Source organism: Maribellus sediminis, from assembly GCF_011799805.1.
In the GTDB taxonomy this organism is placed as follows: domain Bacteria; phylum Bacteroidota; class Bacteroidia; order Bacteroidales; family Prolixibacteraceae; genus Draconibacterium; species Draconibacterium sediminis_A.
Map to the genome: position 1 here is coordinate 755,781 of NZ_WXUB01000001.1, position 25,474 is coordinate 781,254.

23 protein-coding genes and 1 tRNA gene are annotated in these 25,474 nt (G+C 41.2%); 6 read left to right on the top strand and 18 right to left on the bottom strand.

Going from position 1 to position 25,474, the window contains the following annotated elements; translation table 11 throughout:
• Nucleotides 1-33: 33 nt before the first annotated feature.
• From HFD85_RS02895 to HFD85_RS02940, 10 genes are all read right to left on the bottom strand, one after another.
• Nucleotides 34-504, bottom strand: coding sequence for an ExbD/TolR family protein (locus HFD85_RS02895; protein WP_167605101.1), 471 nt, complete (start codon nucleotides 502-504; stop codon nucleotides 34-36).
• Nucleotides 505-514: 10 nt separating this feature from the next.
• Nucleotides 515-1,084 (bottom strand): ExbD/TolR family protein, encoded by a 570-nt coding sequence (locus HFD85_RS02900; RefSeq protein ID WP_167605102.1) that lies wholly within the window; start codon nucleotides 1,082-1,084, stop codon nucleotides 515-517.
• Between the two features lie 32 nt (nucleotides 1,085-1,116).
• Nucleotides 1,117-1,578, bottom strand: a complete 462-nt coding sequence (locus HFD85_RS02905) for a hypothetical protein (protein WP_167605103.1) — start codon at nucleotides 1,576-1,578, stop codon at nucleotides 1,117-1,119.
• Between the two features lie 11 nt (nucleotides 1,579-1,589).
• On the bottom strand, nucleotides 1,590-2,399 hold the full coding sequence (locus tag HFD85_RS02910) for a MotA/TolQ/ExbB proton channel family protein (protein ID WP_167605104.1): 810 nt from the start codon (nucleotides 2,397-2,399) through the stop codon (nucleotides 1,590-1,592).
• 141 nt (nucleotides 2,400-2,540) lie between these two features.
• A tRNA-Ser gene (locus HFD85_RS02915) sits at nucleotides 2,541-2,628 on the bottom strand.
• A 68-nt stretch (nucleotides 2,629-2,696) separates the two neighbouring features.
• Complete coding sequence (locus HFD85_RS02920; RefSeq protein ID WP_167605105.1) at nucleotides 2,697-3,740, bottom strand: asparaginase; 1,044 nt, start codon at nucleotides 3,738-3,740, stop codon at nucleotides 2,697-2,699.
• Nucleotides 3,741-3,768: 28 nt separating this feature from the next.
• A complete protein-coding gene (locus HFD85_RS02925; RefSeq protein ID WP_206081845.1) occupies nucleotides 3,769-4,533 on the bottom strand; it encodes a TatD family hydrolase in 765 nt (254 codons plus the stop codon).
• A gap of 163 nt (nucleotides 4,534-4,696) precedes the next feature.
• The gene (gene gdhA / locus HFD85_RS02930; protein ID WP_167605106.1) at nucleotides 4,697-6,031 is read right to left on the bottom strand and encodes an NADP-specific glutamate dehydrogenase; all 1,335 of its coding nucleotides are present in this window, start codon (nucleotides 6,029-6,031) and stop codon (nucleotides 4,697-4,699) included.
• A gap of 287 nt (nucleotides 6,032-6,318) precedes the next feature.
• A complete protein-coding gene (groL, locus tag HFD85_RS02935; RefSeq protein WP_167605107.1) occupies nucleotides 6,319-7,956 on the bottom strand; it encodes a chaperonin GroEL in 1,638 nt (545 codons plus the stop codon).
• Between the two features lie 24 nt (nucleotides 7,957-7,980).
• Nucleotides 7,981-8,259, bottom strand: a complete 279-nt coding sequence (locus tag HFD85_RS02940) for a co-chaperone GroES (RefSeq protein WP_167605108.1) — start codon at nucleotides 8,257-8,259, stop codon at nucleotides 7,981-7,983.
• Nucleotides 8,260-8,634: 375 nt separating this feature from the next.
• Between HFD85_RS02940 and HFD85_RS02945 the strand changes: the two genes are divergently transcribed.
• Both HFD85_RS02945 and HFD85_RS02950 read left to right on the top strand, forming a co-directional pair.
• Nucleotides 8,635-9,717, top strand: coding sequence for a helix-turn-helix domain-containing protein (locus HFD85_RS02945; RefSeq protein ID WP_167605109.1), 1,083 nt, complete (start codon nucleotides 8,635-8,637; stop codon nucleotides 9,715-9,717).
• A 590-nt stretch (nucleotides 9,718-10,307) separates the two neighbouring features.
• Nucleotides 10,308-10,898, top strand: a complete 591-nt coding sequence (locus HFD85_RS02950; RefSeq protein ID WP_167605110.1) for a hypothetical protein — start codon at nucleotides 10,308-10,310, stop codon at nucleotides 10,896-10,898.
• Between the two features lie 116 nt (nucleotides 10,899-11,014).
• On the opposite strand, the gene secG is transcribed toward HFD85_RS02950, so the two are convergent.
• The 4 genes from secG to HFD85_RS02970 are packed head-to-tail and all read right to left on the bottom strand — an operon-like array spanning nucleotide 11,015 to nucleotide 13,770.
• Nucleotides 11,015-11,407, bottom strand: coding sequence for a preprotein translocase subunit SecG (gene secG / locus HFD85_RS02955; RefSeq protein ID WP_167605111.1), 393 nt, complete (start codon nucleotides 11,405-11,407; stop codon nucleotides 11,015-11,017).
• Nucleotides 11,408-11,411: 4 nt separating this feature from the next.
• Nucleotides 11,412-12,035, bottom strand: coding sequence for a hypothetical protein (locus HFD85_RS02960; protein WP_167605112.1), 624 nt, complete (start codon nucleotides 12,033-12,035; stop codon nucleotides 11,412-11,414).
• On the bottom strand, nucleotides 12,013-12,528 hold the full coding sequence (locus HFD85_RS02965; protein WP_167605113.1) for an LptE family protein: 516 nt from the start codon (nucleotides 12,526-12,528) through the stop codon (nucleotides 12,013-12,015). The genes HFD85_RS02960 and HFD85_RS02965 overlap by 23 nt, the downstream gene beginning before the upstream one ends.
• A 3-nt stretch (nucleotides 12,529-12,531) precedes the next feature.
• Nucleotides 12,532-13,770, bottom strand: a complete 1,239-nt coding sequence (locus tag HFD85_RS02970; protein WP_167605114.1) for a sigma-54 interaction domain-containing protein — start codon at nucleotides 13,768-13,770, stop codon at nucleotides 12,532-12,534.
• Between the two features lie 254 nt (nucleotides 13,771-14,024).
• Here HFD85_RS02970 and kdsB point away from each other — a divergent pair, with 254 nt between their 5' ends.
• From kdsB to HFD85_RS02990, 4 genes are all read left to right on the top strand, one after another.
• Complete coding sequence (gene kdsB / locus HFD85_RS02975; protein ID WP_167605115.1) at nucleotides 14,025-14,762, top strand: 3-deoxy-manno-octulosonate cytidylyltransferase; 738 nt, start codon at nucleotides 14,025-14,027, stop codon at nucleotides 14,760-14,762.
• 72 nt (nucleotides 14,763-14,834) lie between these two features.
• Nucleotides 14,835-15,185 (top strand): T9SS type A sorting domain-containing protein, encoded by a 351-nt coding sequence (locus HFD85_RS02980; protein ID WP_167605116.1) that lies wholly within the window; start codon nucleotides 14,835-14,837, stop codon nucleotides 15,183-15,185.
• Nucleotides 15,186-15,249: 64 nt separating this feature from the next.
• Complete coding sequence (locus HFD85_RS02985; RefSeq protein ID WP_167605117.1) at nucleotides 15,250-17,481, top strand: phospholipase D-like domain-containing protein; 2,232 nt, start codon at nucleotides 15,250-15,252, stop codon at nucleotides 17,479-17,481.
• 150 nt (nucleotides 17,482-17,631) lie between these two features.
• Nucleotides 17,632-20,616 (top strand): insulinase family protein, encoded by a 2,985-nt coding sequence (locus HFD85_RS02990; protein ID WP_167605118.1) that lies wholly within the window; start codon nucleotides 17,632-17,634, stop codon nucleotides 20,614-20,616.
• Nucleotides 20,617-20,676: 60 nt separating this feature from the next.
• Here the strand turns inward: HFD85_RS02990 and HFD85_RS02995 are convergent, their stop codons facing one another.
• From HFD85_RS02995 to HFD85_RS03010, 4 genes are all read right to left on the bottom strand, one after another.
• A complete protein-coding gene (locus tag HFD85_RS02995; RefSeq protein WP_167605119.1) occupies nucleotides 20,677-21,771 on the bottom strand; it encodes a glycoside hydrolase family 53 protein in 1,095 nt (364 codons plus the stop codon).
• 33 nt (nucleotides 21,772-21,804) lie between these two features.
• Nucleotides 21,805-23,148, bottom strand: a complete 1,344-nt coding sequence (locus HFD85_RS03000) for a 1-acyl-sn-glycerol-3-phosphate acyltransferase (protein WP_167605120.1) — start codon at nucleotides 23,146-23,148, stop codon at nucleotides 21,805-21,807.
• A 12-nt stretch (nucleotides 23,149-23,160) separates the two neighbouring features.
• Complete coding sequence (locus HFD85_RS03005; protein WP_167605121.1) at nucleotides 23,161-24,120, bottom strand: bile acid:sodium symporter family protein; 960 nt, start codon at nucleotides 24,118-24,120, stop codon at nucleotides 23,161-23,163.
• Nucleotides 24,121-24,237: 117 nt separating this feature from the next.
• Complete coding sequence (locus tag HFD85_RS03010; RefSeq protein WP_206081846.1) at nucleotides 24,238-25,392, bottom strand: alkaline phosphatase; 1,155 nt, start codon at nucleotides 25,390-25,392, stop codon at nucleotides 24,238-24,240.
• Nucleotides 25,393-25,474 lie beyond the last annotated feature (82 nt).

The following is a 25,474-nucleotide window of genomic DNA, read 5'->3' on the forward strand; positions in this document are numbered from 1 at the left end:
TTGCTTCCCTTTTTTTGTATCTGTCTCAAAGATTTATCTTTCAGTTCTTTGTCTTGATGAGTAGTTGATGTTCAATGCAGCTGACTTACGCAGTTCCTGCTTTACATCCTGTACAATTCCCATCTTTGTGTTATCATCAATTTTAAGCGACGTTACCATGAATGGTTGTTCAGCTTCTTCTCTGGCTTCACGTTCAGCAATAATAAAATCTTGAATTGATTCTACAGGCTCAAACTGATCGTTCAGCTGGATACGTGGAGCTTTACCAAAGGTTTTTTGGTACATGGGTAGAGGTTCACCAATGTAGATGTAACTTACAAGTGATTTCTTTTCCAGCTTACTTAATTCAGTAGCTTCCGGAAGGTGCATCTTAACTCTTAAAGTTACTTCGCGCATGGTGGTACTTACCATGAAAAAGAATAAAAGCATGAACACAATATCAGGCAGCGATGCTGTTGAAATTGGAGGTAATTCTTTACCGTCGTCTTTTCTAAACTTGCTCATAATTTATTCTTTATATTTTACCTTTTGGTTCAGCTTCAGAAATTCTGGAAGGATAGATAGTCTGAATGGCTTTTTGTTGTTCTTCATCCAGCTCATCATATGGTTTTCCCCATTTTTCTTTAGCCTTTTCGTCTCTTAATTCATTAATGGCAGCAACCAGTTCGTTTTGGACAGCAATATACGTTCCGTATTTCGTGTCAAGGTCGTTACGCAGCGAGATCACCCCTTTTGTTACCATAACTTCACCGAAGTATGGTACTTCTTTAGGTTCTTTTTCCGGAAGGTCTTCATCGTTAAATGGATTTTCCATAAACTCTTTAGTCCTTTCACGTAAATTCTCAACTCGTTCGTAGTCTCCTTCAACCAAAAGATCGTTGTTTTTATTTACCAGAACCACAAACACATTGCGTTCGTTAATTCTGTCATCGTTCTCTAATTCTGAAGGATCAACCCATTGCGGTAATTTTCTACGTAAACCGCTGTCAACGTCCATCGTGGTTGTTACCAGGAAAAAGATCAGCAACATGAAGGCAATGTCTGCTAACGATGCCGCCGGTATTTCAGGTATTTTCTTAGACATAATTTTTCCTGTTTTATTTTACCACGATTTTCTTATCTAAACAAACGGAACACTGACGATGATACAACCGCCAAAACTGCCAATCCAAGCAGAATATAAGTTGCGTACAAACCAGTGTCTACCAATTTTGCAATACTCTCATTAAGGGATCCGTCTGCAATAAATTTATCAACACCAACAAATTGTGGTATTTCAGGAGATGCGATCAAATATGAAATTAATCCTACAACTCCAAGGAACGCAATGGATATCAACCCTCCTTTTGCAGCTTTTTTATCGGTGAACATGTGAAGCAGTGATGCAACGATCGCTACTCCGGCACCGATAGCTACAAGTATGTAGGCCCAAATCAGGTTGGAATTAATCCAACTCAACATTGCAGGATCGGTATCTACTTCCGTGTTGATGTTAACCACCAACGATACGATAAGTATAGCCGATACAATGAGAAGTGCCCACAGTATTATCGTAACTATTTTACCTATTTTACCCATTTTAAAAACTCCTATTTTTTCAGGTTATGTTTTACTAACAGGTCTAACAACGAGATAGAAGCATCTTCCATGTTGTTGATGATGCTATCGATTTTAGCAACACAGTAGTTGTAGAAAATCTGAAGAATAATAGCAACAATAAGACCAGTTACAGTTGTAATCAAAGCCACTTTAATACCACCGGCAACCAATGAGGGAGAAATGTCCCCTGCGATCTCGATAGCATCGAAGGCACTAATCATACCAATTACTGTACCCATAAAACCTAACATAGGAGCAAGAGCGATAAACAGTGCGATCCAGCTCAAACCTTTTTCCAAAAGACCAGCCTGAACACTTCCGTAAGAGATAACTGTTTTCTCAACTACGTCGATTCCGTGATCAAATCTGTCAAGTCCTTGATAAAAAATGCTGGCAACTGGGCCACGAGTATTTCTACAAACATCTTTTGCTGCTTCTACACCGCCACTTTCAAGTGCTTCTTCAACATTGGCAAGCAATTTTTTAGTGTTGCTGGTAGCCAGGTTCAGGTAAAGAACTCTTTCAATAGCAAATGCCAAACCTAAAATTAAAGTAATCAATACGAAGGTCATGAAATCCGCACCACCTTCAATGAATTTTTGTTTCAACTGGCTATGCAGAGATTTTCCTTCTTCTGCAGCTGCTGCAGCTTGTTCCTCAGCATCGGCAGTCAAGTCTACCTGTTCTTCCTGAACAGCAGGTTCTGTTGCAGCTGCCTCATCTTCCTGAGCAAAAGCTACATTTGATGCCATGAATAACAGCATCCCAAATACGGCTATTAACGCGAATAGTCTTTTCATAATTGATTTGAATTTTTAATTAATAATCTTTTTTGATTTTTATTTTCTCTTGAATTTTATTTGATAAACTCGGAATGCCACAAAAAATGTGCCTTCCTTTGTTATTTCCCACTCAAATACAATGAACTTTTCTCTTTTCAGCGGAGAGAGGGGGATTCGAACCCCCGAGACGCTTTCGGCGTCTACACGCTTTCCAGGCGTGCCAGTTCAACCACTCCTGCACCTCTCCAGTATTAATACTGGCTCCCCTAAAACGAGGGCTGCAAATTAATAAAAAATTACGAAAAAAAAATAGCGCTATTCACTAATTTCCCCACGCATACTTTTATTGAGATACATTTTAATTTCTTCATGTTTTAAGTCCTGTCCCAACAGGAACATCAACTTGGTAATCGCCGCCTCTGTAGTCATATCCTTGCCCGAAATTACACCTGCGTTCAATAATTCAAGGCTTGTTTGGTACTGTCCCATTACCACACGACCACCTTCACACTGTGTTACATTTAAAATAATAACTCCCTTTTTTATTGCCCGCTTTATGCAATTGGTCAGCCAACGAGAGGTTGGCACATTGCCCGAGCCAAAAGTTTCAAGTACAATGCCTTTCAAACCCGGTGTGTTCAATACCGAATTCATCACACTTTGGTTGATGCCCGGGAATATTTTTAAAATCACCACATTGTCATCGAAATTGGTGTTCACTTTTAAAATACCCTGATTTTCGGGTTTGTAAATAAAATCGTAACTGTATTTAATATCGATGCCGGCAACAGCGAGCTCGGGATAATTCACCGAGCGAAATGCACTGAACAATTCTGCATCACGCTTCACAGTTCTGTTGCCGCGATACAGTTTAAAATCGAAATAAATACATACTTCGGGAACTATGCTGGAGCCGTCCTTTTTTGCGGCTGCAATTTCAATTGCTGTTATCAGGTTTTCTTTTCCGTCGGTGCGGATCATGCCGATGGGAAGCTGAGAGCCTGTTAATATTATTGGCTTGTCGAGGTTTTCGAACATGAAACTTAATGCCGAAGCAGTATACGACATCGTGTCGGTGCCGTGTAGCACCACGAAACCATCAAAATTATTGTAATTCCGCTCGATGGTTTTTGCAATTTTAATCCACACCAGAGGGTTCATATTCGATGAATCGAGAGCCGGATTAAACGTGATGGTTTTAATAATGAAATCGTATTTCTTTAACTCAGGTACCACTTCCTGAATCTTTTCGAAACGTACGGGTATGAGCGTTTTGTTCTGAGGGTGCTGAACCATACCGATTGTTCCACCGGTATAGATTATGAGAATGGAAGTTTTTTTCTCGGTTTTTATTTTCATTACATCTGGAAATACGAGCCGCAAGTTATTAAATTTCGAATAATTTGCGTGCATTTGCCGTTGTAATTTCTGCTACCTGGGTTAGCGGAACATTATAAACATCTGCCACTTTTTGAGCTACATAGACCAGGTAGGAGCTTTCGTTGCGCTTGCCTCGCTTGGGTACGGGCGCGAGGTAAGGAGAATCGGTTTCCAGAATAAGATTCTCGAGTTTTATTTCGCTTATTGTTTGACTGAGATCGCTGTTTTTAAATGTAAGTACGCCGCCAATTCCTAAAAAGAATCCAACGTCGATTACTTTTTTAGCTTCTTTCTCAGAACCGGTAAAACAATGAAAAACACCTTTTAAGGTTCCGTCTTGTTCTTCTTTTACAATTTTATAGGTTTCTTCGAATGAATCGCGCACGTGAATTACCACCGGAAGATTTTCGCTCTTAGCCAGTTTTAACTGGTGACGAAAAGCATCGATCTGTTCGTTTTTGAATTTCGTATCCCAGTAAAGGTCAATACCAATTTCGCCAATTCCATAGAATTTTCGTTTTTCGAGCCAGTATTCTACCGCCTGAAGTTCTTCCTTGTAATCTTCGTCAACCGATGTGGGATGTAATCCCATTAACGGGTAACAGAAATGCGGATAGGCGTCGGACAAATCCAGCATATGACGGATTGATCCGGAATCGATATTCGGAAGGATGATTTTTTTTACACCACTGTCGTAAGCCCGTTGGAGCGCTTCGTCGCGGTCGTGCGTAAAATCTTCCGAATATATATGTGAGTGCGTATCTATCAGCATTTTCAATAAATTTCGACAAATGTAGAAAAGTGTACAAACCCGACGTAGTTTTTTATATTATCAGATATTTAAATTTAACATTGGTGAATTTAGTTTTCCTTAATTCAAAAAAAAATCCGCGGCATTACCACGGATTTAATTCTTCAATATATAATGGTGTCTTTTATACTACTCCCTGTGCCAGCATTGCTTCTGCAACTTTAACAAAGCCACCAACGTTTGCACCTTTTACGTAGTTAATGCGGTTGCCATTTTTTCCATATTCTACACAGGTATCGTGAATACTGCTCATGATTCCTTTTAATCGGTGATCAACTTCTTCACGTGGCCAGTTGATGCGCATGCTGTTTTGCGACATTTCGAGGCCGGAAACTGCAACTCCACCGGCATTTACTGCTTTACCCGGTGCATAATCGAGATGTTCCTGCAGGTAGTCGACGGCTTCGGCGGTACATCCCATGTTTGAAGCTTCGGCCAATAACGAGCAGCCATTTTTTACCAGGGCTTTTGCATCGTCTTCACCTACTTCGTTTTCTGTAGCGCATGGCATCGCCATATCAACAGGTACTTCCCACGGGCGTTTATTGGCATGGAATTCAGCACCAAATTCATCGGCGTATGGCTCAACAATGTCGTTGTTGGTAGCACGTAATTCGAGTAGGTATTCAAGCTTATCGCCGCTGATACCGGCTTTGTCATAGATGTAACCATCAGGACCTGAAATGGTAACAACCTTTCCGCCCAGTTCATTTATTTTTGAAATGGCACCCCAGGCAACATTTCCAAAACCAGAAACGGCAACGGTTTGTCCTTCAATGTCCTTGCCAATTCGGTTAAGCATGTGTTGTGCAAAATATACGGCACCAAAACCTGTGGCTTCGGGCCGGATCAGGCTGCCGCCCCAGGCCAGTCCTTTGCCGGTAAGTACTCCGGTGAATTCGTTTTTCAGACGTTTGTACTGGCCAAACAAATAACCTATTTCGCGTCCGCCTACACCAATATCGCCGGCGGGTACATCGGTATTTGGCCCGATATGGCGATAAAGTTCGGTCATAAACGATTGACAGAAACGCATGATCTCGCCATCGGTTTTTCCTTTAGGGCTAAAATCGGAACCACCTTTACCGCCACCCATCGGAAGCGTAGTAAGACTGTTTTTAAAGGTCTGTTCAAATCCCAGGAATTTAAGGATGCTGAGTGTTACACTGGCGTGGAAACGTAGACCACCTTTGTAGGGTCCAAGTGCCGAATTGAATTCAACACGATAACCTCGGTTGATTTGTACTTCGCCACGATCGTCGACCCAGGGAACACGGAACATGATCACCCTTTCAGGTTCGCACATTCTTTCCAGTATTTTGGCTTTTTGATAACGCGGATTTTTTTTATAGAAATCCCAAACAGAGGTGATTACCTCTTCAACTGCCTGGTGAAATTCATTTTCGCCCGGAGTTTTTTTCTCCAAATTCAGAATGAATTCATTAATATCTGCATTCATCGCTTTTTTATTAAGTTGATCAGTTTTTGATGGTCCTTATTCCGAAAAACGGATTTTGGTTCATCATTCCTGATTTAAAAGATTAACGGGGTAAAGGTAGGTAACTTCTAAATGAATAGATAAAATTTGAATTAAGTTTCGATGTTGTTATAAGTAGCAGTATTACAGTTGTTTGTGTTTGGGAATAAGATGTTAAAAAACACTGTCTGACTATTGTCAGGATTTTGGATATAAAAAAAGCCCTTTCGAAACCGAAAGAGCTTTTGATATATATGGTAAGAATTTTATTACATCATTCCACCCATTCCGCCCATGCCGGGAGCTCCCATTGGCATAGCTGGAGTATCTTCTTTTTCCTCAACAATAACTGTTTCAGTAGTCAGGAACATACCTGCAATAGAAGCGGCATTTTCCAAAGCAACACGCGTTACTTTAGCAGGATCGATTACTCCGGCTTCGAGTAAGTTCTGGTATACATCGATACGGGCATTGTAACCAAAGTCTTTTTCGCCTTCTTTTACTTTTTGTACAACAACAGCACCTTCTTTACCGGCGTTGCTTACAATCTGGCGAAGTGGTTCTTCAATAGCACGTTTGATGATTTCGATACCTGTAGTTTCGTCTTCGTTCTCACCTTTCAGGCCTTCCAAAGAAGCGATTGCGCGGATATAAGTTACACCACCACCAGGAACAATTCCTTCTTCAACGGCAGCACGGGTTGCGTGCAATGCATCGTCAACACGGTCTTTTTTCTCTTTCATTTCAACTTCAGAAGCAGCACCAACATAGATTACGGCAACACCACCGGCCAGTTTAGCCAAACGTTCCTGCAGTTTTTCTTTGTCGTAGTCAGAAGTTGTTGATTCCATCTGAGTTTTAATCTGGCTAACACGAGCTGCAATAGCTTCCTGCGCGCCTGCACCGTTAACAATAGTTGTGTTTTCCTTGTCAACAGTAATTTTTTCAGACTGGCCAAGCATATCAATTGTAGCTTGTTCCAGTTTCATGCCTTTTTCTTCGGTGATTACTGTACCGCCGGTCAGAATAGCAATGTCTTCCAACATTTCTTTTCTGCGATCGCCAAAACCAGGAGCTTTTACGGCGCATACTTTCAACGAACCACGCAGGCGGTTAACAACCAAAGTAGCCAAAGCTTCACCATCAACATCTTCAGCAATAATCATCAACGGACGACCAGTTTGTGCTGTAGCTTCCAGAACAGGAAGAAGGTCTTTCATTGTGCTGACTTTTTTGTCGTGAATCAGAATGAACGGATTGTCCAATTCTGCAGACATTTTTTCAGCGTCGGTTACAAAGTATGGAGAAATGTATCCACGATCGAATTGCATACCTTCAACTACATCAACATACGTATCGGTACTTTTTGCTTCTTCAATGGTGATCACACCTTCTTTCTGAACTTTTTTCATGGCTTCGGCAATCAAAGAGCCAATAACTGAATCGTTGTTAGCAGAGATTTTAGCAACCGACTCAATTTTAGCATAGTCGTCGCCAATCGTTTCCGCCTGGTCTTTAATGCTTTTTACAACAGCTTCAACGGCTTTGTCGATACCACGTTTCAAATCCATTGGATTTGCACCGGCAGTTACGTTTTTCAAACCAACATTAACAATTGCCTGTGCCAAAACAGTAGCGGTAGTAGTTCCGTCACCTGCATCGTCGCCGGTTTTTGAAGCTACTTCTTTAACCATTTGCGCTCCCAGGTTTTCGTACGAATTGCTGAGTTCAATCTCTTTCGCAACAGTTACACCGTCTTTTGTGATTTGTGGTGCACCAAATTTTTTCTCGATAACAACGTTTCTACCTTTTGGGCCGAGCGTTACTTTCACTGCATCGGCCAGCTGGTCAACACCGCTTTTCAGCAGGTCGCGCGCTTCAATATCAAATTTAATTTCTTTAGCCATCTTTTATGTTTTTTTTGAATTTGTTTATACAATGTATAAAACGTCGCTTTGCGACATTAATAAATAATCGGTACCATCAATGTTCAACTCAGTTCCTGAATATTTTCCATAGAAAACAACTTCTCCAACTTTAAGCTCCATTGGTTCATCTTTTTTATCCGAACCCACCAATACAACTTTCCCAACTTGTGGTTTTTCTTTTGCTGAATCGGGAATGATGATTCCACTGGAAGTTTTTGTTTCAGCTTCCTGTGGCTGTACCAGGATTTTGCCAGCCAGGATTTTACCTTTTAATTCTGCCATTGTAGTTACAATTTATTTATTAAACATTATTTTATTTCGACACCGTGGGTTTATCACATTCTGTGCCAACTCCTAAATGAAGACTTCATACGAATTTACAGGGACAAAATTACATTGTTAATGTAATGGAGTTTGGTAGTAGTATTGGTTAATGGTCATGTAGTCAGGTGTTTGCGTGTTGTGTCATTTGATCTGACAAGCTGGCATAAAATCGATTTATATACAGTTGTAAACCAGAAACCGCCGTTACGTGAACAATCAACAATACATGTTGTTGTAGCTGTTAATACTATTGCATAGTTTATTTACCCGATTAAGTTTTTGATATAAAAACAGAGGCATAGTATAAGAACCTTAAAGTTAATGCCTTGAATCATGGGGAAAGAAAATCTTCAGGAACAAAACTCAAATCCAAATTCAAACAAGCGTTTAAATGGTGTTGGGAAATCTTTTAATTTCAACACCAAAGGAGCAGTTTACTGGTTCGACAAGCAACGTAACAAAGCGATTTGCCTTATTGATGTTTCCGATGTGGAGAATATCAGGTTATTACATTCTAAGCTTTTTGGCTCCATTCCGCTCAACATCATTGAAATCGATAGCGAAGTTGTTACACATTTTATCGGGCAACTCAGAAACGCGGAATATTTAGATGAAGGACTGAACAATGGAAAAGATTACCTGATTGTTCTTTCCCGAAAACTAAGTCCTGAAAAGATCAGGGCAGAAGACCGTAAATTGGTTAAAGAGTTGATGCAGGATTTTCATATAAAGACCACCAAAACAGTTTTAAAGTATGAGGGACATATTCTACGTTTTTATGAAGATTATTTACAGGTGTCATTCATTAGTGCCCGGGAAGCGATTGAATGTTCCAAAAAGCTAGATGAACAGTTTAACGCCTGCCGGGAAAAAATTCCATTCTGTAAGGTGTCGATGAAAATTGGTATCAGTTTCAGTGGTCTGGTAAACTGGCAAATTGATCCCCTGGACGACGCGATGCACCAGGCACGAAGAATGTCGTATGTGGCTGATAACCGGATCATGGTTTCGGCAGCTGTAAAACAGCAATATGATTCTGAGTCCTCCAAACAGCTAGATGGAAACAGAATTAGGGTATTATCGAATGAAGAACAGGCGTTTATTACCAGGTTGATGGATTGCATGGAAGAGAAATGGAAGGATGAAAATCTGCAGGTGAACGATTTGGGAGCCTATATGAACTGCAGCAAATCGAAAATTTATCGAAAAATGATGGAGTTGATCGGACAATCTCCTAACACCTTTATTAAGAACTACCGTCTCGATCGTTCCATCGATCTAATACGGCAGAAACATGGCAATATATCGGAAGTTGCATTTGAATCTGGTTTCGGCAGTCCCTCTTACTTTACGAAATGCTTTCAAAATCGCTTTGGTCTCAACCCGACCGAATACATACAAACAATTGATCTTTAATCTTTCCTTTTTGATTGTTACTATCTGTCTATTGGTTAAAAACAATAATAAAAGACAAAATGGTCTATTTTTTCAGTTGTTTGAACCAAAAATGCTATCCTTTGCTTCAATGCTTGTCGTAAATTTGCTTAAACCTCGAGTTCTAAAGTGGTAACTACATCAGTTTTTCCACTAAAATATTGAAACAAATGACGATGTAAAAAAACGATTTGCATTGTTGAATTATACAATTTGAATGGCCTGACAATATACCCTCGGAATTCTGTTTTTTCGTAAGCCAATAGTCCCGATAATTAATTGTGTGTTTAAGTTTTATCGAAGCAAGATTAAAAATTCACCTCAAAGCCATTATAGAAAAAATTAATTGTCCCCTGTTAATCGTCTAAGGAGATGTTGTTTGGTCCATTCAAATTTTTAAACTTTCGGTTTCTGTGGTTCTGCATCTTGACTTTTTGGTGCTTTTTTCGTAAATTATATTAAGCAACTCACCCAATTTCTTTGCAAAAACGAAGCTTGAATGGCTTGTTAGCTGTTGATGAACTGCGAGCCCGGCACACCGGAAGTATTATTGAACAGTAAACTAGATAGTCATGAAACTCAGAAAAATTTTATGGATTGGTATTTTATTGATGCCAATATTTGCCTGTGACGAAGTAAACGATCAGGCCGAAACGAGTGCCGAACTAAACGTACCAATTACTCTCGAAGCTGTTATGGTGGAAAATACTTATTCCACAACGAGTCCGTTTGATCTCTACTCTTTTAACGGATTAAACACTTTTTGCCTGGCTAACAAGGACAATGTAAAAAACTGTCCGGGGCTGGTAGTTGGTGTTACTCCCGGAGTTGGAGCCAAGCTGTATTTTGATGGTATTGGAGATAATCAGCATATTCAGTCTCTTCAGCTCGAATGGGGATACGGAACTGCTGGAAAATATGAATTTGAAATGCAGCCACCGATTCAATTGTTATCTGATGGTGAATTACTGACACCGGATAAGCTAACAGTAGACATCGATCAGATTATGGCAACGGTTATTCAGAAGATGGATGAAAATCCGAGGTTTTTTATTGTGGTGAAACTATCGGGCTACTCAAATTTCGATGTATCGTTTGATGCTGTGATGAAGGTACCTGTAGTTGTAAAATCGGAAGACATTTCAGCAGGATTTACTTTATAAAGTAGATTCGAAATAGTTATTGGGAACATTAAAGAAATAGATTCGGCAGAAAAATTGATATAAAAAAAGAGCCATGTGCATTTACACATGGCTCTTTTTTTGAGTATTGACTCGCCTTAGTTTCCTCCGTCTTCATCGTTATTGTCAGCCGGAGTTGCACTGTTGTTTGTTGCAGGAGCTGCATTGTTTGTTGCCGGCGGTGTAGTAGGGAATGTTGGAACCTGAGTAGGATCTACTGCGGTTTCAATTTGTTCCTGTACACGCGATTGGTTGGCATCCATTTTTTCGCGCGGAATAAATCCGGCACCAACAACCGATAAAAACAATAATGCGCCAGCCAAAACCCAGGTGCCTTTTTCAAGGAAATCGGTGGTTTTACGAACACCCATTACCTGACCTGTTGACTGAAAGTTGCTTGCTAAACCTCCACCTTTTGAATTTTGTACCAAAACGATTAGTACCAAAAGGATGCAAACAATAAAAAGTAATACGGTAATAAAAATATACATCTTGCTAAGTATTATTCTTTATAACTTCAATTTCTTTAATTCGGCTTGCAAAGTAAATACTTTTTTCCGGATATTTCAAACTTAATTTTTGGTAGGCATCCAATGCTTTTTCATAATTTTTTTGTTGCAGGTAGATGCCGGCCAAAGTTTCTGTTATCAGATCATCATTTTCCTTTACGCTTTTTTCGATAATATGTTTGTTTATAGTGCTTTCTGTTTGTTGCTCCGGAGCTTTTCGTTGACGGATACTTCCGGGATTTACACTTAAAAATTTATCGATCAGCGAATCGCCGTTGGGAACATTTTGAACAGGAAGTTGGTAGTGGTTCAGCCCGAAAACTGAGTTGTGCGATGCTTGTGATAATTTTATTTCGTTATTCAGAAATTTATAAAGCTGTTTTCGGTCGTGCACAATAATGGCCACTTTTTTTAAAACAGTTTCAAATTCAGGCGAGTTCAATACCTTCAGATTTTTTAAATACAGCATCCAGCCGGCCTGAAACCAAGGTGATTTCTGAGTTAAGGCCTGCAATTCTACCAGCGATTCTTCGGTAAAAGGCAATTGCTGATGCAGGTATTTCTGAAACTGTTCTTTTTCCATCATTTTACCAATTGGCAATAGTGGCATTAAATATATCTTCGGTCAGCTTTTCAATGATGGCCGTTGTCAGTTCGTCTTCAACCGAACTGATTGGCAAACTGCTGTCGAAATCTTCATAAGCTGTGAAGTTGGTTTCAAAATCGTCTTCCGGAACTTTATGGTTCGTATATTTTACTTTAATGGTGATTGTTAAACGTGTTTGCGACGATAAGTCGTCTTTTTGCACCGCCATAGGCCGGAACTCGTAGCCGGTAATCTGTCCTTCGAACTCAATATCGCCATTCTCCGACATTTCATTTAACGAAGTTTGTCGCTGAAGTTTTTCGCGCAACTGTTCGGTCAAACTCTGACTTAGCGTAGGATTTACCAACCGGGCGCGGTTTGGAAAATAATAAACCGAAAAAGTTTTTACCTCAGGAGAAAGGTTGGCTCCGGTAAAGGAATAACTTATTTTGCACGAGGGCGAAATACTAAAAATGAGTGTGGCAAAAATGGCCACCAGCAAAAATTTTCTCCACATAAATTATCCCTTAATATCGTATTCTTTAATTTTTCTGTAAAGTGTTCGTTCCGAGATTCCCAGCTCCTGAGCTGCATATTTCCGTTTCCCGCGGTGTTTATCCAGAGCCTTTTTAATCAGTTCAATCTCCTTGTCGGCCAAAGAAAGCGATTCTTCAACAAATTCTTCGGTATCCTGAATATTTTCTTTGTCGACATGTGAAATATGAATGGGGCTATGCGCACTGTGTGCAGGCTCGTTGTGCGGAATCGTATCTTCGTCAGGATATAGGTTGCGAATGATTCTGGCCTGATCACCCGAAATCGGCGCCTCACGGTTTTCCATCAGGTCGAGTACCAGTTTTTTCAGATCATTCATGTCGTTTTTCATATCGAAAAGAACCTTGTACAATATTTCCCGCTCGTTACTAAACGACTGGTTACTTTCGGTGCGCGAGAACAGTGCAGGCAGATTTGCTCCACCTTCATTGGGCAGGTAATGACGCAGAACTTCACCCGGAATTTCACGTTCCTGCTCGATAATGGAAACCTGTTCAGTCACGTTTTTTAACTGACGGATGTTTCCCGGCCAGCGGTAACTCACCAGCAACGATCGGGCATCGTCGGTTAAGCGAACCGGAGGCATGCGGTATTTTTCAGCAAAATCGCGTGCAAATTTCCGGAATAGCAGGTTTACATCATCAGCGCGTTCACGCAGCGGCAATACCGTGATCGGTACAGTATTTAAACGATAATACAAATCTTCGCGAAATTTGCCTTCTTCAATGGCCTTCGGCAGGTTAACGTTGGTGGCGGCAATTACACGAACATTGGTTTTTATAACTTTAGATGAACCAACACGGATAAATTCACCCGATTCGAGTACCCTTAACAAGCGTACCTGGGTTGACAGAGGAAGTTCTCCAATTTCATCCAAAAAAATGGTTCCGCCATCCGCTTCCTGAAAATATCCTTTACGGTCGGCAAGTGCACCCGTAAAAGCGCCTTTTTCGTGCCCGAAAAGTTCTGAATCGATGGTTCCTTCCGGAATTGCACCACAGTTTACTGCAATGTATTTACCATGTTTTCGGCTTGAAAACTGGTGAATGATCTGTGGAAAGATCTCCTTACCTACACCACTTTCACCGGTAATTAATACCGAAAGGTCGGTTGGTGCTACCTGAACAGCAACTTCAATTGCCCGGTTCAGACCCGGAGAATTTCCTATAATTTCAAAACGTTGCTTTATTGTTTGTAGATCCATGTCAAAAAATAAATGTTTTCTGTTTCTGTAATTGTGAAACGAAAATGCTTTGGTTAGCCATTTTTGCGGATATTAAAAGTACCGCGTAAAATACCAAAGCGCAAATTTACAATTTTTCGGCGGCATTGTAGTTTGTAACCAATCAATTAAGATTTTTTAGTTTTTCCCGGCTTTATTTACAGCCGATTCATAATGGTAATTCTTTCGCATGATTATCTTTGCTCTTCAGGAAAACAATCATTTTAAGAACAGATATGAAATTCGCAGGCATCATTCCGGCTCGTTATCAATCCACGCGTTTCCCCGGTAAACCATTGGCAATGATCAAAAACAAACCAATGATACAGTGGGTGTATGAAAATGCCTCGAAGGCACTCGGGCAGGTTTGGGTGGCCACCGATGATAAACGGATTTTTGAGGCTGTTCGGGCTTTTGGCGGTAATGTGGTGGAAACGCTTCCAACCCATCAGAGTGGTACCGACCGTTGTGCCGAAGCTGCCCGCATTGTGGCTAAGGATACCGATTTCGATGTAGTGATTAATATTCAGGGCGACGAACCATTTATAAAACCTGAGCAGATTGAAGTGTTGAAAAGTTGCTTTCAGGATGAAACGGTGGACGTGGCAACGCTGGTAAAAAAGATTGAAACGGAAGAGGAACTTTTTAATCCGAACCGGCCCAAAGTCGTGATGGATGCAAAACGGAATGCGCTGTATTTCAGTCGCTCGCCAATTCCTTTTATGCGCGGAGAACAGGAAGCCAACTGGCATGTAAAACACAATTTTTGGGCACACATTGGCTTGTATGCTTTTCGTGCCGAGGTGTTGCAGCAACTTACAAAACTCGAACAAACTCCGCTTGAACTGGCCGAATCGTTGGAGCAGCTGCGCTGGTTAGAAAACGGCTACAAAATTAAAACTGCCGAAACCTCATTTCGTACGATTGGGATAGATACCCCGGAAGATCTTGAGGCTGCGTTGCAACTGTTCTGATTTTTTGCTGTCGGTATAAATAAAGGCATGTTATTTGCATGTCGTAATTTGTAGCCATTAAAGTTTTAAGCCATGAAACAATTTATACTAGCACTCTTCATATTTGTACTTCCTTTTCAGTTGTTGGCCAACGATAGCTGGAACGACAGTTTGTCGCAAAAGGAAGAATTGGAAACCGAATTAAAAGTATATCCCAATCCGGTAAAGAATAACCAGGTTACTATTGCTTTTCAAACCAAAGAAATGAAAGAAGTTCGTTTGGTGAACATTACCGGCAAGGAAGTTTTGCGCGAAATACTGGATTTCCCGGAACAAAAGAAAACCGTGAAATTGAATAATATTCCGAATGGAATTTACATTCTTCAGATAAAAACTACAGAAGATAAAGTAGTATCTAAAAAATTGATGATTTCGAGGGACTGATTCTCTTTTTTCTGCTTTAAAACCCCTGAAAATTTATACATTCGGGTCTTTAATTTTCAAAGTTATGACTCGAACTCTATTAGTTGTGATCCTTTCACTTATTTCCTTTTTTTCATACGCGCAAAACGCTATAGGCGATGCCAGACAACAAACAGTTGGGACAGTAGTAACTGTTTCCGGGATTGTTACCAACGGCAGTGAATTGGGAACAATACGATACATGCAGGATAATACCGGTGGAATTGCAGTTTACGATAATCAATTATCAGGAGTAAATCGTGGCGATTCGATAAGTGTTACCGGAGAACTGGATGACTACAACAATCTGCTGGAAATAAAAAATGTGACTACAATTACAGTTCACAAAAGTGGACTTAGCCTGCCGTCGCCAAAGTTGATTACAATTGACAATATTGGCGAAAACTATGAAAGCCAGCTGATCGCCATCGATGATATATCGTTTGCAGATGCTACCGGGGCTTTTTCTGGTAATAAAAATTATACGTTTACCGATGGGAGTTTAAGCGGGGATATGCGTATTAACACCAATAGTCCCATTGTCGGCCAGCCCATTCCAACTGAGGCATTTAAGCTGGTGGCACTTTGCTCGCAGTTCTCTTATACAAATAACAATACCCAAAGTGGTTACCAGCTTCTTCCGCGCGATATGGATGACTTCGTTTCAAAAAGCAAGGTAAATTTTACTTCACAGGTAAAGGTTATCAGTCTTGATAAAAACTCTGTTGTTCTGGGATGGACTACCGATAACGGAGCATTTCCTTTTGTGCGCTACGGAAATTACAACAATACAGATAGTTTAACGCATTACAAAGCCGGCGACTCAACCACTTCTGACGAGGTGAATTCTCACATAGTTGAGATCACCGGTTTGCAGCCTTCGGAAGTTATTTATGCGCAGGTATTCATGGTTCTGGAGTCGGACACTGTATTTTCAGGTGTTCATGCATACGTTACTGAATCAAATTCAACCGGGGATATCAAAGTTTATTTTAACAGCGAAGTCGACCAGGATTTAGCGACTACAACGCCTGCACAAAATATTGGCGACAGCATGGCAGACACGCTGGCTGCCTATGTCAACCGGGCCGAAAAAAGTATTGATCTGAGCATTTACAACTTCGATAATAAAACCGTTAGCGATGCATTAAACGCGGCAGCACAACGAGGTGTTAAAATCAGGGTAATTACATGTGGCTCAACTTCTCATGCAAGTATCTATAATCTTTCAAATACTATTCCGGTGCTGGAACGTCCTGAAATTTCGGGAGCACAAAGCGGAATCATGCACAATAAGTTTGCAATTTTCGATGCCGATCATTCAAATGCGAACAAAGTTTGGGTTTGGTCGGGTTCAACAAACTTAACGGCCGGTCAGCTGTATTCCGATGCGAACAACATGATCTTCATTCAGGATCAGTCGCTGGCTATGACCTATAAAATAGAATTTGAAGAAATGTGGGGGAGTAGCGGTGATCAGCCGAATGCCGCTGCAGCCAGGTTTGGCGAAGATAAAACCGATAATACACCTCACGAGTTAATGGTTGGTGGAAACTGGATTGAATCTTATTTTAGTCCTTCGGATCAAACCAACCAAAAACTGATTGACGCCATGGGAACCGCAGATTATAACCTGCATGTTGAAACGATGCTTATCACACGTTCCGATCTGGCTGCGGCCATTACCGATGCTTATCAGCGTGGAGTAAACGTGAACGTACTTACCGATGTTGAAGCTTCGAATGTGGATTATGTGAACGACGCTTTGAACAACACGCTTCCTGACGGAAAATTTGTATTTGATAATACTGCCACGGGATTGATGCATCACAAACTGGCCATCATCGATGCGAACAGCCAAACTTCGGATCCGCAGGTAATAACCGGAAGCCATAACTGGAGTAATTCGGCCAATGATATTAACGACGAAAATACTTTGATCATTCACAACGCAGATATTGCTAACCAATATTTGCAACAATTTGCATACCGCTTCGGGCAGAATAACGGTGATTTTGTCGTTTCCGCACTGCTTGTTGAAAATCCTGAACTGAAAGTTTATCCAAATCCCAGCGAAGGGCAAATTACCGTGAGTTCAGATCAAACTTTAAAAAGTGTTCAGCTTTTTAATTTGAGTGGTGCCTTGCTTCAACAATGGGAAGGGGCATTAAACACTATAATAACAATAGAACTTCCGGCAGAAATTAGTGGGATGTATTTGTTAAAGGTAGAACAAGATAATGGAGCAGTGGGGATTCATAAAATTGTAAAACATTAATTCCTAAACGTTAGCCTTAGTGGCAATAATGACATAAGATTAAATTTGTTTTGTGAAAGACTGCTGTATTTCTTCAATATTCGTAACTTTCTGTTCTATTTTTTCAAGGAAAATAATCGAATTGAATAATAAACGTAAAAATCAAAAATCATGAGAAAAACTGCACTTTTCTTAGTGTTGGCTTTGTTTGTTGCATTTTCTGCCTGCACGCCAAAAGAAAAATACCAGACCGGAGAAAAATATCACGGATTTACGCTGGTTGAAAAAAAGTTTGTTGACGAAGTTAACGCTGATTGTCTGCTGTTCAAACACGACAAAAGCGGGGCGCGTTTGCTGAAGATCGCAGCCGACGATCCGAATAAGCTTTTTAACATCGCGTTTAAAACTGCGCCTCAGAACGACTACGGAACACCACACATTATGGAACATTCGGTATTGAATGGTTCGAAAAACTTTCCGGTAAAAAGTCCGTTCGATGTGCTGATGAAGGGTTCGCTGAATACTTTTCTAAATGCAATGACCGGATCGGATATAACCACTTATCCGGTGGCCAGCATGAACGAAAAAGACTATTTCAACCTGATGCATGTTTACCTCGATGCCGTTCTGAATCCGCTGATTTATGAAGATCCGAAAATTTTTATGCAGGAGGGCTGGCATCATGAACTGGAAAGCGAAGATGGAGATGTAAGCTACAAGGGTGTGGTTTACAACGAAATGAAAGGGGCTTATTCCAGCCCGGGCCGCGAGTTGGATTACCAGATCAATAAGATACTTTTCCCCGACAATACTTACGGAGTTTCTTCAGGTGGATATCCTACTGAAATTCCAAAACTGACGTACCAGGCTTTTGTCGATTTTCATAAGAAATACTACCATCCCGGAAACAGCTATATATTATTGTATGGCGATGCCGATCTGGATAAAGAACTTGCATTTATCGACACCGAATACCTGGCGAACTACGACCAGCCAACCGAAAATATAAAAATTCGCGAACAGAAACCTTTCGACAAAATGAAGGAGGCTGTAAAACCTTATGCCGTGCCGGAAGGTGCTCCGACTGAAGACCAAACTTTCCTAAGTATGAGTTTCGTTGTGGGATCGAGTGTCGACCGCACACAGGCAATGGTTTGCGATGTGCTTTCGGAAGCGCTTGTGAACCACGAATCAGCACCACTTCGCCTGGCTTTGCAAAAAGCAGGAATTGGCCGCGATATAAATGCTTCGTTTAACGAGGCCAAACAAAATGTTTTTCAGATTACCGTGCAAAATGCGAATCCTGAAGATAAGGATGCGTTCAAAGAAATTGTTTTTGCTACCCTGGATTCTGTGGCTAAAACAGGTTTCGATAGAACTACTGTTGAAGGAATTCTGAATCGCATGGAATTCAACATGAAGGAGGGCAACACACCGCAAAAAGGATTAATGTATTTGATGCAGAGTTACCAAACCTGGTTTTTTGCCGACGATCCTTTCCTCGGACTGGAATTTAATGCGCCACTTGAAGAAGCCAAAAAAGCACTCGATAGCGACATGCTTCAGACTGCCGTAACAAATTACCTGATTAATAATCCGCATGCTTTGCTGATGGTGCTTGAGCCGGAACCGGGCCTGCAGGCAAAAATTACTGAAGCAACCAATGCTGAACTGGCCGCTTATCAGAAAGGTTTATCAAAAGAAGATAAAGAAAAGTTGATTGCCGAAACCAATGAGCTAATCGAACATCAAAAGCGCGAAGATACTCCGGAAGCACTGGCTACCATACCAATGTTGGAGCGTTCGGATATCAGTCCCGATGTTGAATGGTTTTCAGTTGATGAAAAGGAAGTTGATGGCATTGATGTATTGCACCACAATGCTTTTACCAACGACATTTTGTACAGCAACCTTTATTTCGATGTGCGCGTTGTTCCTCAGGAACTGATTCCTTACGCCAAATTATTGTCGTCGCTGTTGGGCAAGTTAAATACCGAAAACTATTCGTACGGCGAACTTGATAATGCTCTGAATATTCAAACCGGTGGTTTTAGTACATATCTTACCGAGTATCTCGAAGGACACGCTGATGATCACATGCTGCCAAAGTTTGTGGTGTATTCGAAAGCTACAACTCAAAAGGCGGATAAAATGTTTGAACTCACCGACGAGATCATCAAAAACTCGAAATTGGATGACACAGAGCGTTTAAAAGAACTGATCTCGCGTCATCAGGCTCGTATCGATTCCGACATCAAAAACAACGGTTTGAACTACGCCATGACCCGTCTGCGTTCGTACTATTCGCAAATGGGTATGTACAGCGAAAAAACAGGTGGTTTGGATTATTACCGCTTTGTAAGCGACCTGTCGGAAAATTTCAATGCAAAAAGTGCCGAGATTGTTGCGAATTTGCAGAAAACAGCTGCTTTGCTTTTCACTAAGGAAAACCTGATTGCTACCGTAACCTGCAGCGACAAGGATTTTAAAGCTTACTCAGGCGGACTGGAAGCACTGGCCTCGGTTTTACCCGATGACAATGTGGAAATGCAAGACTGGAAATTCGATTTTGCCAAGAAAAACGAAGGGTTGAAATCAGCATCAAAAGTTCAATATGTGGTAAAAGGTTACGATTTCAAAAAACTGGGTTACGAATACAGCGGAAAAATGCGTGTACTCAACCAGGTACTTTCTACCGACTGGTTGCAAAACCAGGTACGTGTAATTGGCGGTGCCTACGGTGGATTTGCAGGAATCTCGTCAAGCGGAAATGTGTACTTTGCGTCTTACCGCGACCCGAACCTGAAAGAAACCATCGAAAATTATGACAACACACCCGGTTACCTGGAAACCTTCGAAGCCGACGATAAAGAAATGACGCGTTACATAATTGGTACTATTTCGCGTATGGATCAACCAAAAACGCCTTCGCAGGAGGGTAATCTGGCAGTTCAGTATTATTTCGAAAAAACTACCCCCGAAGAATTGAAAGCTGAGCGCGAGGCAGTTTTATCGACAACGGCAGACGATATTAAAGGAATGAAAAAGTTCGTTGCCGATGTGTTGAGCCAGGATGCTATTTGCGTGTATGGTAACGACGAGAAAGTAGATGAAAACGCCGATATATTTGGAGAAGTCATCAGCATTACTGAGTAATACAATTCATGATATATTTTGAAAAAGGAGCCAATTGGCTCCTTTTCTTTTTGTGTCGTTTTATTCTGACTCAAACTCATTCAAAACCTGAAGTGCCTTGTTGTTAAAATCGAAAAGCGCCAGGTTTTCCCAGGCTGATGCATCGGTGGCCTCAGGTCCTTTCCAGGCAATCTGCTCGCCGCCCCAATACGAGAAACCAAGGCCACGCTCCACATTCTCCCATGATATGGTTTTTATTGCTCGAATGAACTCCTGTTGCCCGGTTTCGGATGCCGGATAATCGGGTGAAATTAATTGATCCTCGGTGCCTACAATGTTGTTAGTCCAGTCGTTCCAGTCCAGGGTAAACGGGTAAGCTGTTTCGGCAACAACGATATCCTTGTCGTAATTTTCACTTAATTGCTTCATGGTCTGTTCCAGTACCGATAATTCCTTCCCGTGCCACCAGGGATAGTACGAAAGCCCGATAATGTCGAAATCGAGGTCTTTTACTTTGTTGTAAAAAAGGCTGGCACCATTAATGCCCGCAAAATGCAGCATAATTTTAGTGTCGGAGTTTGCTTTCCTGACAGCCTGAATACCAGCTTCGAGCAGGGCTTTAAACTGGTTAAAGTTGTTAATACTTCCCATCGGAAACAGGAACCCGGCGTTGATTTCGTTTCCTATCTGGATATAATCGGGCGACATTTCTTCTACCACTTTGGCGGTGTAAGCACTCATGCTGTCCAGTAAATTCGGATAATCAAGATTTTGCCAGCGGGCTGGAGTTTCCTGACTCCCCGGATCGGCCCAGGTATCGGAATAATGGACTGTGAGCCAGGTTTTAAATCCCTTGTTGTGAAGTGTTTGCGAAAATTGTTTTACTTCGGCAAAACCGGCGTGTCCGTCAGCCGGATCAACCCATAATTTTACCCGTATGGTGTTTACTCCGCTTTCTTTCAGAATACTAAGCAAATCTTTTACCTGGTTATTTTGATCATAAAAAACGGGGTTGCTCAACATGATCTCAGGATATCGCGAAATATCAACCGACGAAATAAATGTCTTGTTAGTTTCAGGACCATCGGGTTCCGAAGGCTCGTCTTTGCTGCAGCCCACAGCCAGCATGAAAAACAGCAGGCCGGCGCTTAGCAGTTTTTTTGCACTTGCTTTCATAATCGTATTAATTGGGGAGCTTCTTATCAAAACTTATGCCTTAATCAACGCATCGAGTTTGGCAAACAACTCTTTTTCCAGGTCAAGAATTTTGCCGTATTCATTCTTATTAAACATTTTCAGGTAGAGAAGGTTAATCCTACCCAAAGTTTTGCGTAAAAGAATATACCACAAAAAGGCCAGTTTCCCTGCAAAAGGCAACGATACAAGGAACAACAGTTTGAACCATATTCCGGGAAGTAGTCCTGAAACTGCCCAAAGTTCGAGCAGGTAGACAATCGGGAAAATTAAAATTCCAAGAACCAGCGAGAAGGTGCTCCAAAAGGCAACGTCCCTGATTTTTGCGCGTACCAGTTTGTCGATGGCAAAAAACGGAATAGCATTAAAAATAAAGCCAAACAAAAACACCGGTAGTCCAGCTAACAGCGCTAATTTATTGAGAACAATTTTCAGGGCATTGTTTGCCGGTTTGTTTACCAGCCAGTTACGCAGGTGGTGCTTCTTTAATATTTTTTGATAGGCGCGAACAGTATTTACCACGTCCTCAATTTTATTGGGAGAAGCTTCTTCTAACTGATCCAGCTGATTCGTAAGTTTCTGATCGGATTTAAAGAGATTGGTAGGCGAATATGTTATGCCTTGCTTATTCAGAAATTCCTTGCCATAATATTCTCTGATTAGCTCGAAATCCTGGTAATGCGCTTTGCTTCTAATGTTGATAGTCAGCTTGTCAATTTCTTCGTAAAGTTTTTCACGAAGGGCCATGGTAGCAGCGTTCGGATTGTTCTTGTATTCTTCGAGGTAATCGTTCACCAAAACCGGATCGCCAAAATTGACAATTACAGTGCGATTAAATTTCCAGTAACTGCTGTAGTAAATTCCTGTAGGAATGATGTGGATATCGATGTTTTCATCAGACTTTTCTTCAGCCATAAAAACGATTCGCGGCACTGCTTTTTTATGCGCAAGCATTTGTCTTTTGCCTGAGTGTGCTGCTTCCGGGAACAAAGCCAGTGCTCCGTTGCTTTTCAATACCTTTATCGAGTTGTTGAATGTAGTATCGTTATTTACCATTTGGTCTTTCCCGTCGCGAATTCGGTAAACCGGCATAATTTTCATAAAGTGCAAAATGGCTGCGGCAATTTTATTTTTGAAGATGTCGGCACGGGCCAACCAAACGGGCTGATAAGGAGTATGAAGCAGAACAGCCATTGGGTCGCTCAATGCATTCTGATGATTTGGTGCAAACAAAATTGGTTTGTCTCTTGGAATCTTTTCCTTTGAGTTGATGATAATTTGTTTGTATATAATGAAATCGGCAAAGCGTACTATGTTTTTTAATACCCAATAACCCGGAGACCATTTTTCGTACTTCATATGTTTCAGAATTTATGCTTTAAATGCCTTGCTTAGTTTGTAGCGCGACATAAGATAGGAGACACCAAAACCACTTAAAATGTGCCATACACCCCACCAGGCGGCAATAATGGTCATGCCACCAAGTTCGAGTTCGGGAGGAAATATTTTTGGATTGAACATTAACACCAAAGCCAGTCCGGAGTTTTGAATACCCGTTTCAATGGTAATTGTCCGTCGGTCGATTCTAGGTAAACGTGCCAGCCAACTCAGGGAATAACCCGATATAAGAGCCAGTGCATTATGCACAAGAACGATCAGAAATACCAGGTGGATAAACTTGCGGAAATGGTCGAAATTGGCGCTTAATAGTATAATCACATAAGCGATAAATATGATGATGGAAAGTTGGCGGATCGGTTTTCTGATTTTTGCCGTGAATTTTGGTAAATACTGCGAGAACATCAGCCCTACAAAAACAGGAATACCCAACAGAATAACTACCGTTTGCACCATCTGAAAAAAGTCGATTTCGATGGGAACCAGTAATTCGTGAGCACTGGCGTTGTTGTAGAAATTAATATAAAATCTTCCCCACAATGCAAAGTTAATCGGGGTCATAAATGTGGCTGCCAGTGTTGCAATACCCGTTAAACTCACCGAAAGTGCCAGGTTGCCTTTTGCCATGGCGCTCATAAAATTCGAAACGTTTCCGCCCGGACAGGCAGCAATCAAAAGCATGCCCAAAGCCACGGTAGGTGTTGGATTCAGCACTAAAATAAAAAGATAAGTTACAGCAGGTAGTACCAGGAATTGCGAGATTATCCCGACCAGCACCGACTTCGGACGCATTACCAATTCTTTAAAATGTTCGAATTTGATGTCGAGAGCCACACCAAACATTATGAAAGCAATGGTTATATTTAACGCAAGTAGTCCGGTGGGTGAAAAGTTTAACCTAACATGATCGAGTACCTCTAGCGCTTCTTTCATCGATATGATTTAGTGAAATTCGGCGGAAAGATAAAAAACAATGGTCAAATATCATAAAAAAGACCGGAATCCTATGCATGATAAGATTCCGGTCTTTTTCAATTATTCTGATTGAAATTACTTGCCTAGTAACAGGGCTTTCATTTTGTTATGCAGTTCGGTGTTTTCCATAATTCCGGTAAACTCTTCTGCGCCCGGTCCGTACGCAAAAACAGGCACCATAACAGCCGAGTGGCCTTTTGTGGTGTATTCTCCCTTAACCATTCCGGTCTTCATATCGCCGCCAATAACACTCATTCCACCAGTTTCGTGGTCGGCCGTAACAATAATAAGCGTTTCGCCATCTTTCGCGGCAAATTCGAGTGCTTTGCCAATCGTTTTGTCGAAATCAAGCATGTCTTCAACAATATAATTGGTGCTGTTGGCGTGGCCGCCCCAGTCAATTTGCGAACCTTCCACCATTATGAAAAATCCTTTGTCATTGTTATCGAGAATATTAAGCGCGGTAGTTGTCGCAATCGGCAACATATCGCCACGTTCAGCGACACGGCCATTATGGATGCCAGCCGTTAAACCTGCCAGTTTACCGGTTTTTACTTTTTCAATTTTGCTCATTTCAAGCTCAACCTGGTATCCTTTTGCCTGCAACTCTTTTAACAGGTTGCGTTTGTCCTGGCGTTGTGAAAAGTGCGCAATACCACCACCAATAAATACATCAATGTCGGTATTCAGGAAATCGGCAGCGATGGCTTCATACATTCCGCGGTTGGGTTGGTGTGCAATAAACGACGCCGGTGTTGCATGTGTAATAGCCGATGTTGAAACCAATCCTGTTGCCAGACCTTTGGCTTCGGCCTCTTCAAGAATAGTTTTTACGGCAACAGTATCGGTATTTACACCGATGGCACCATTATATGTTTTTACACCGCACGAGATGGCTGTTCCTCCCGCAGCAGAGTCCGTGATATAGTCATCGGCTGACTGCGTTTTCGAAAAGCCGATGTGTTTAAAGTTATCGAGAAATAGACTTCCGTGATTAGCTGTAATGCCCGCAAAAACCTGGGTAACACCCATTCCGTCACCAATCATTAGAATGATATTCTTTGGTTTGTTCGATTTAAATTTTTGCTTGTAGGTTTTTACTTTGTAAGCTTCACCACCCAAATAGATTTTTTCTTTCTCTTCGGCGCTGGCATCCATGTATGCATCTTGCGCGAATGTTTTCAATCCCGTTGAAACGAGAAAAATCAGTATCAAAAAATATTTTATCATTATTTATAATTTAAAGAATAGTCAAAAGTATTTAATTATTTGTGTAAGTGCCCTTTCTAAACAATAAAAATCTGATAAGGTT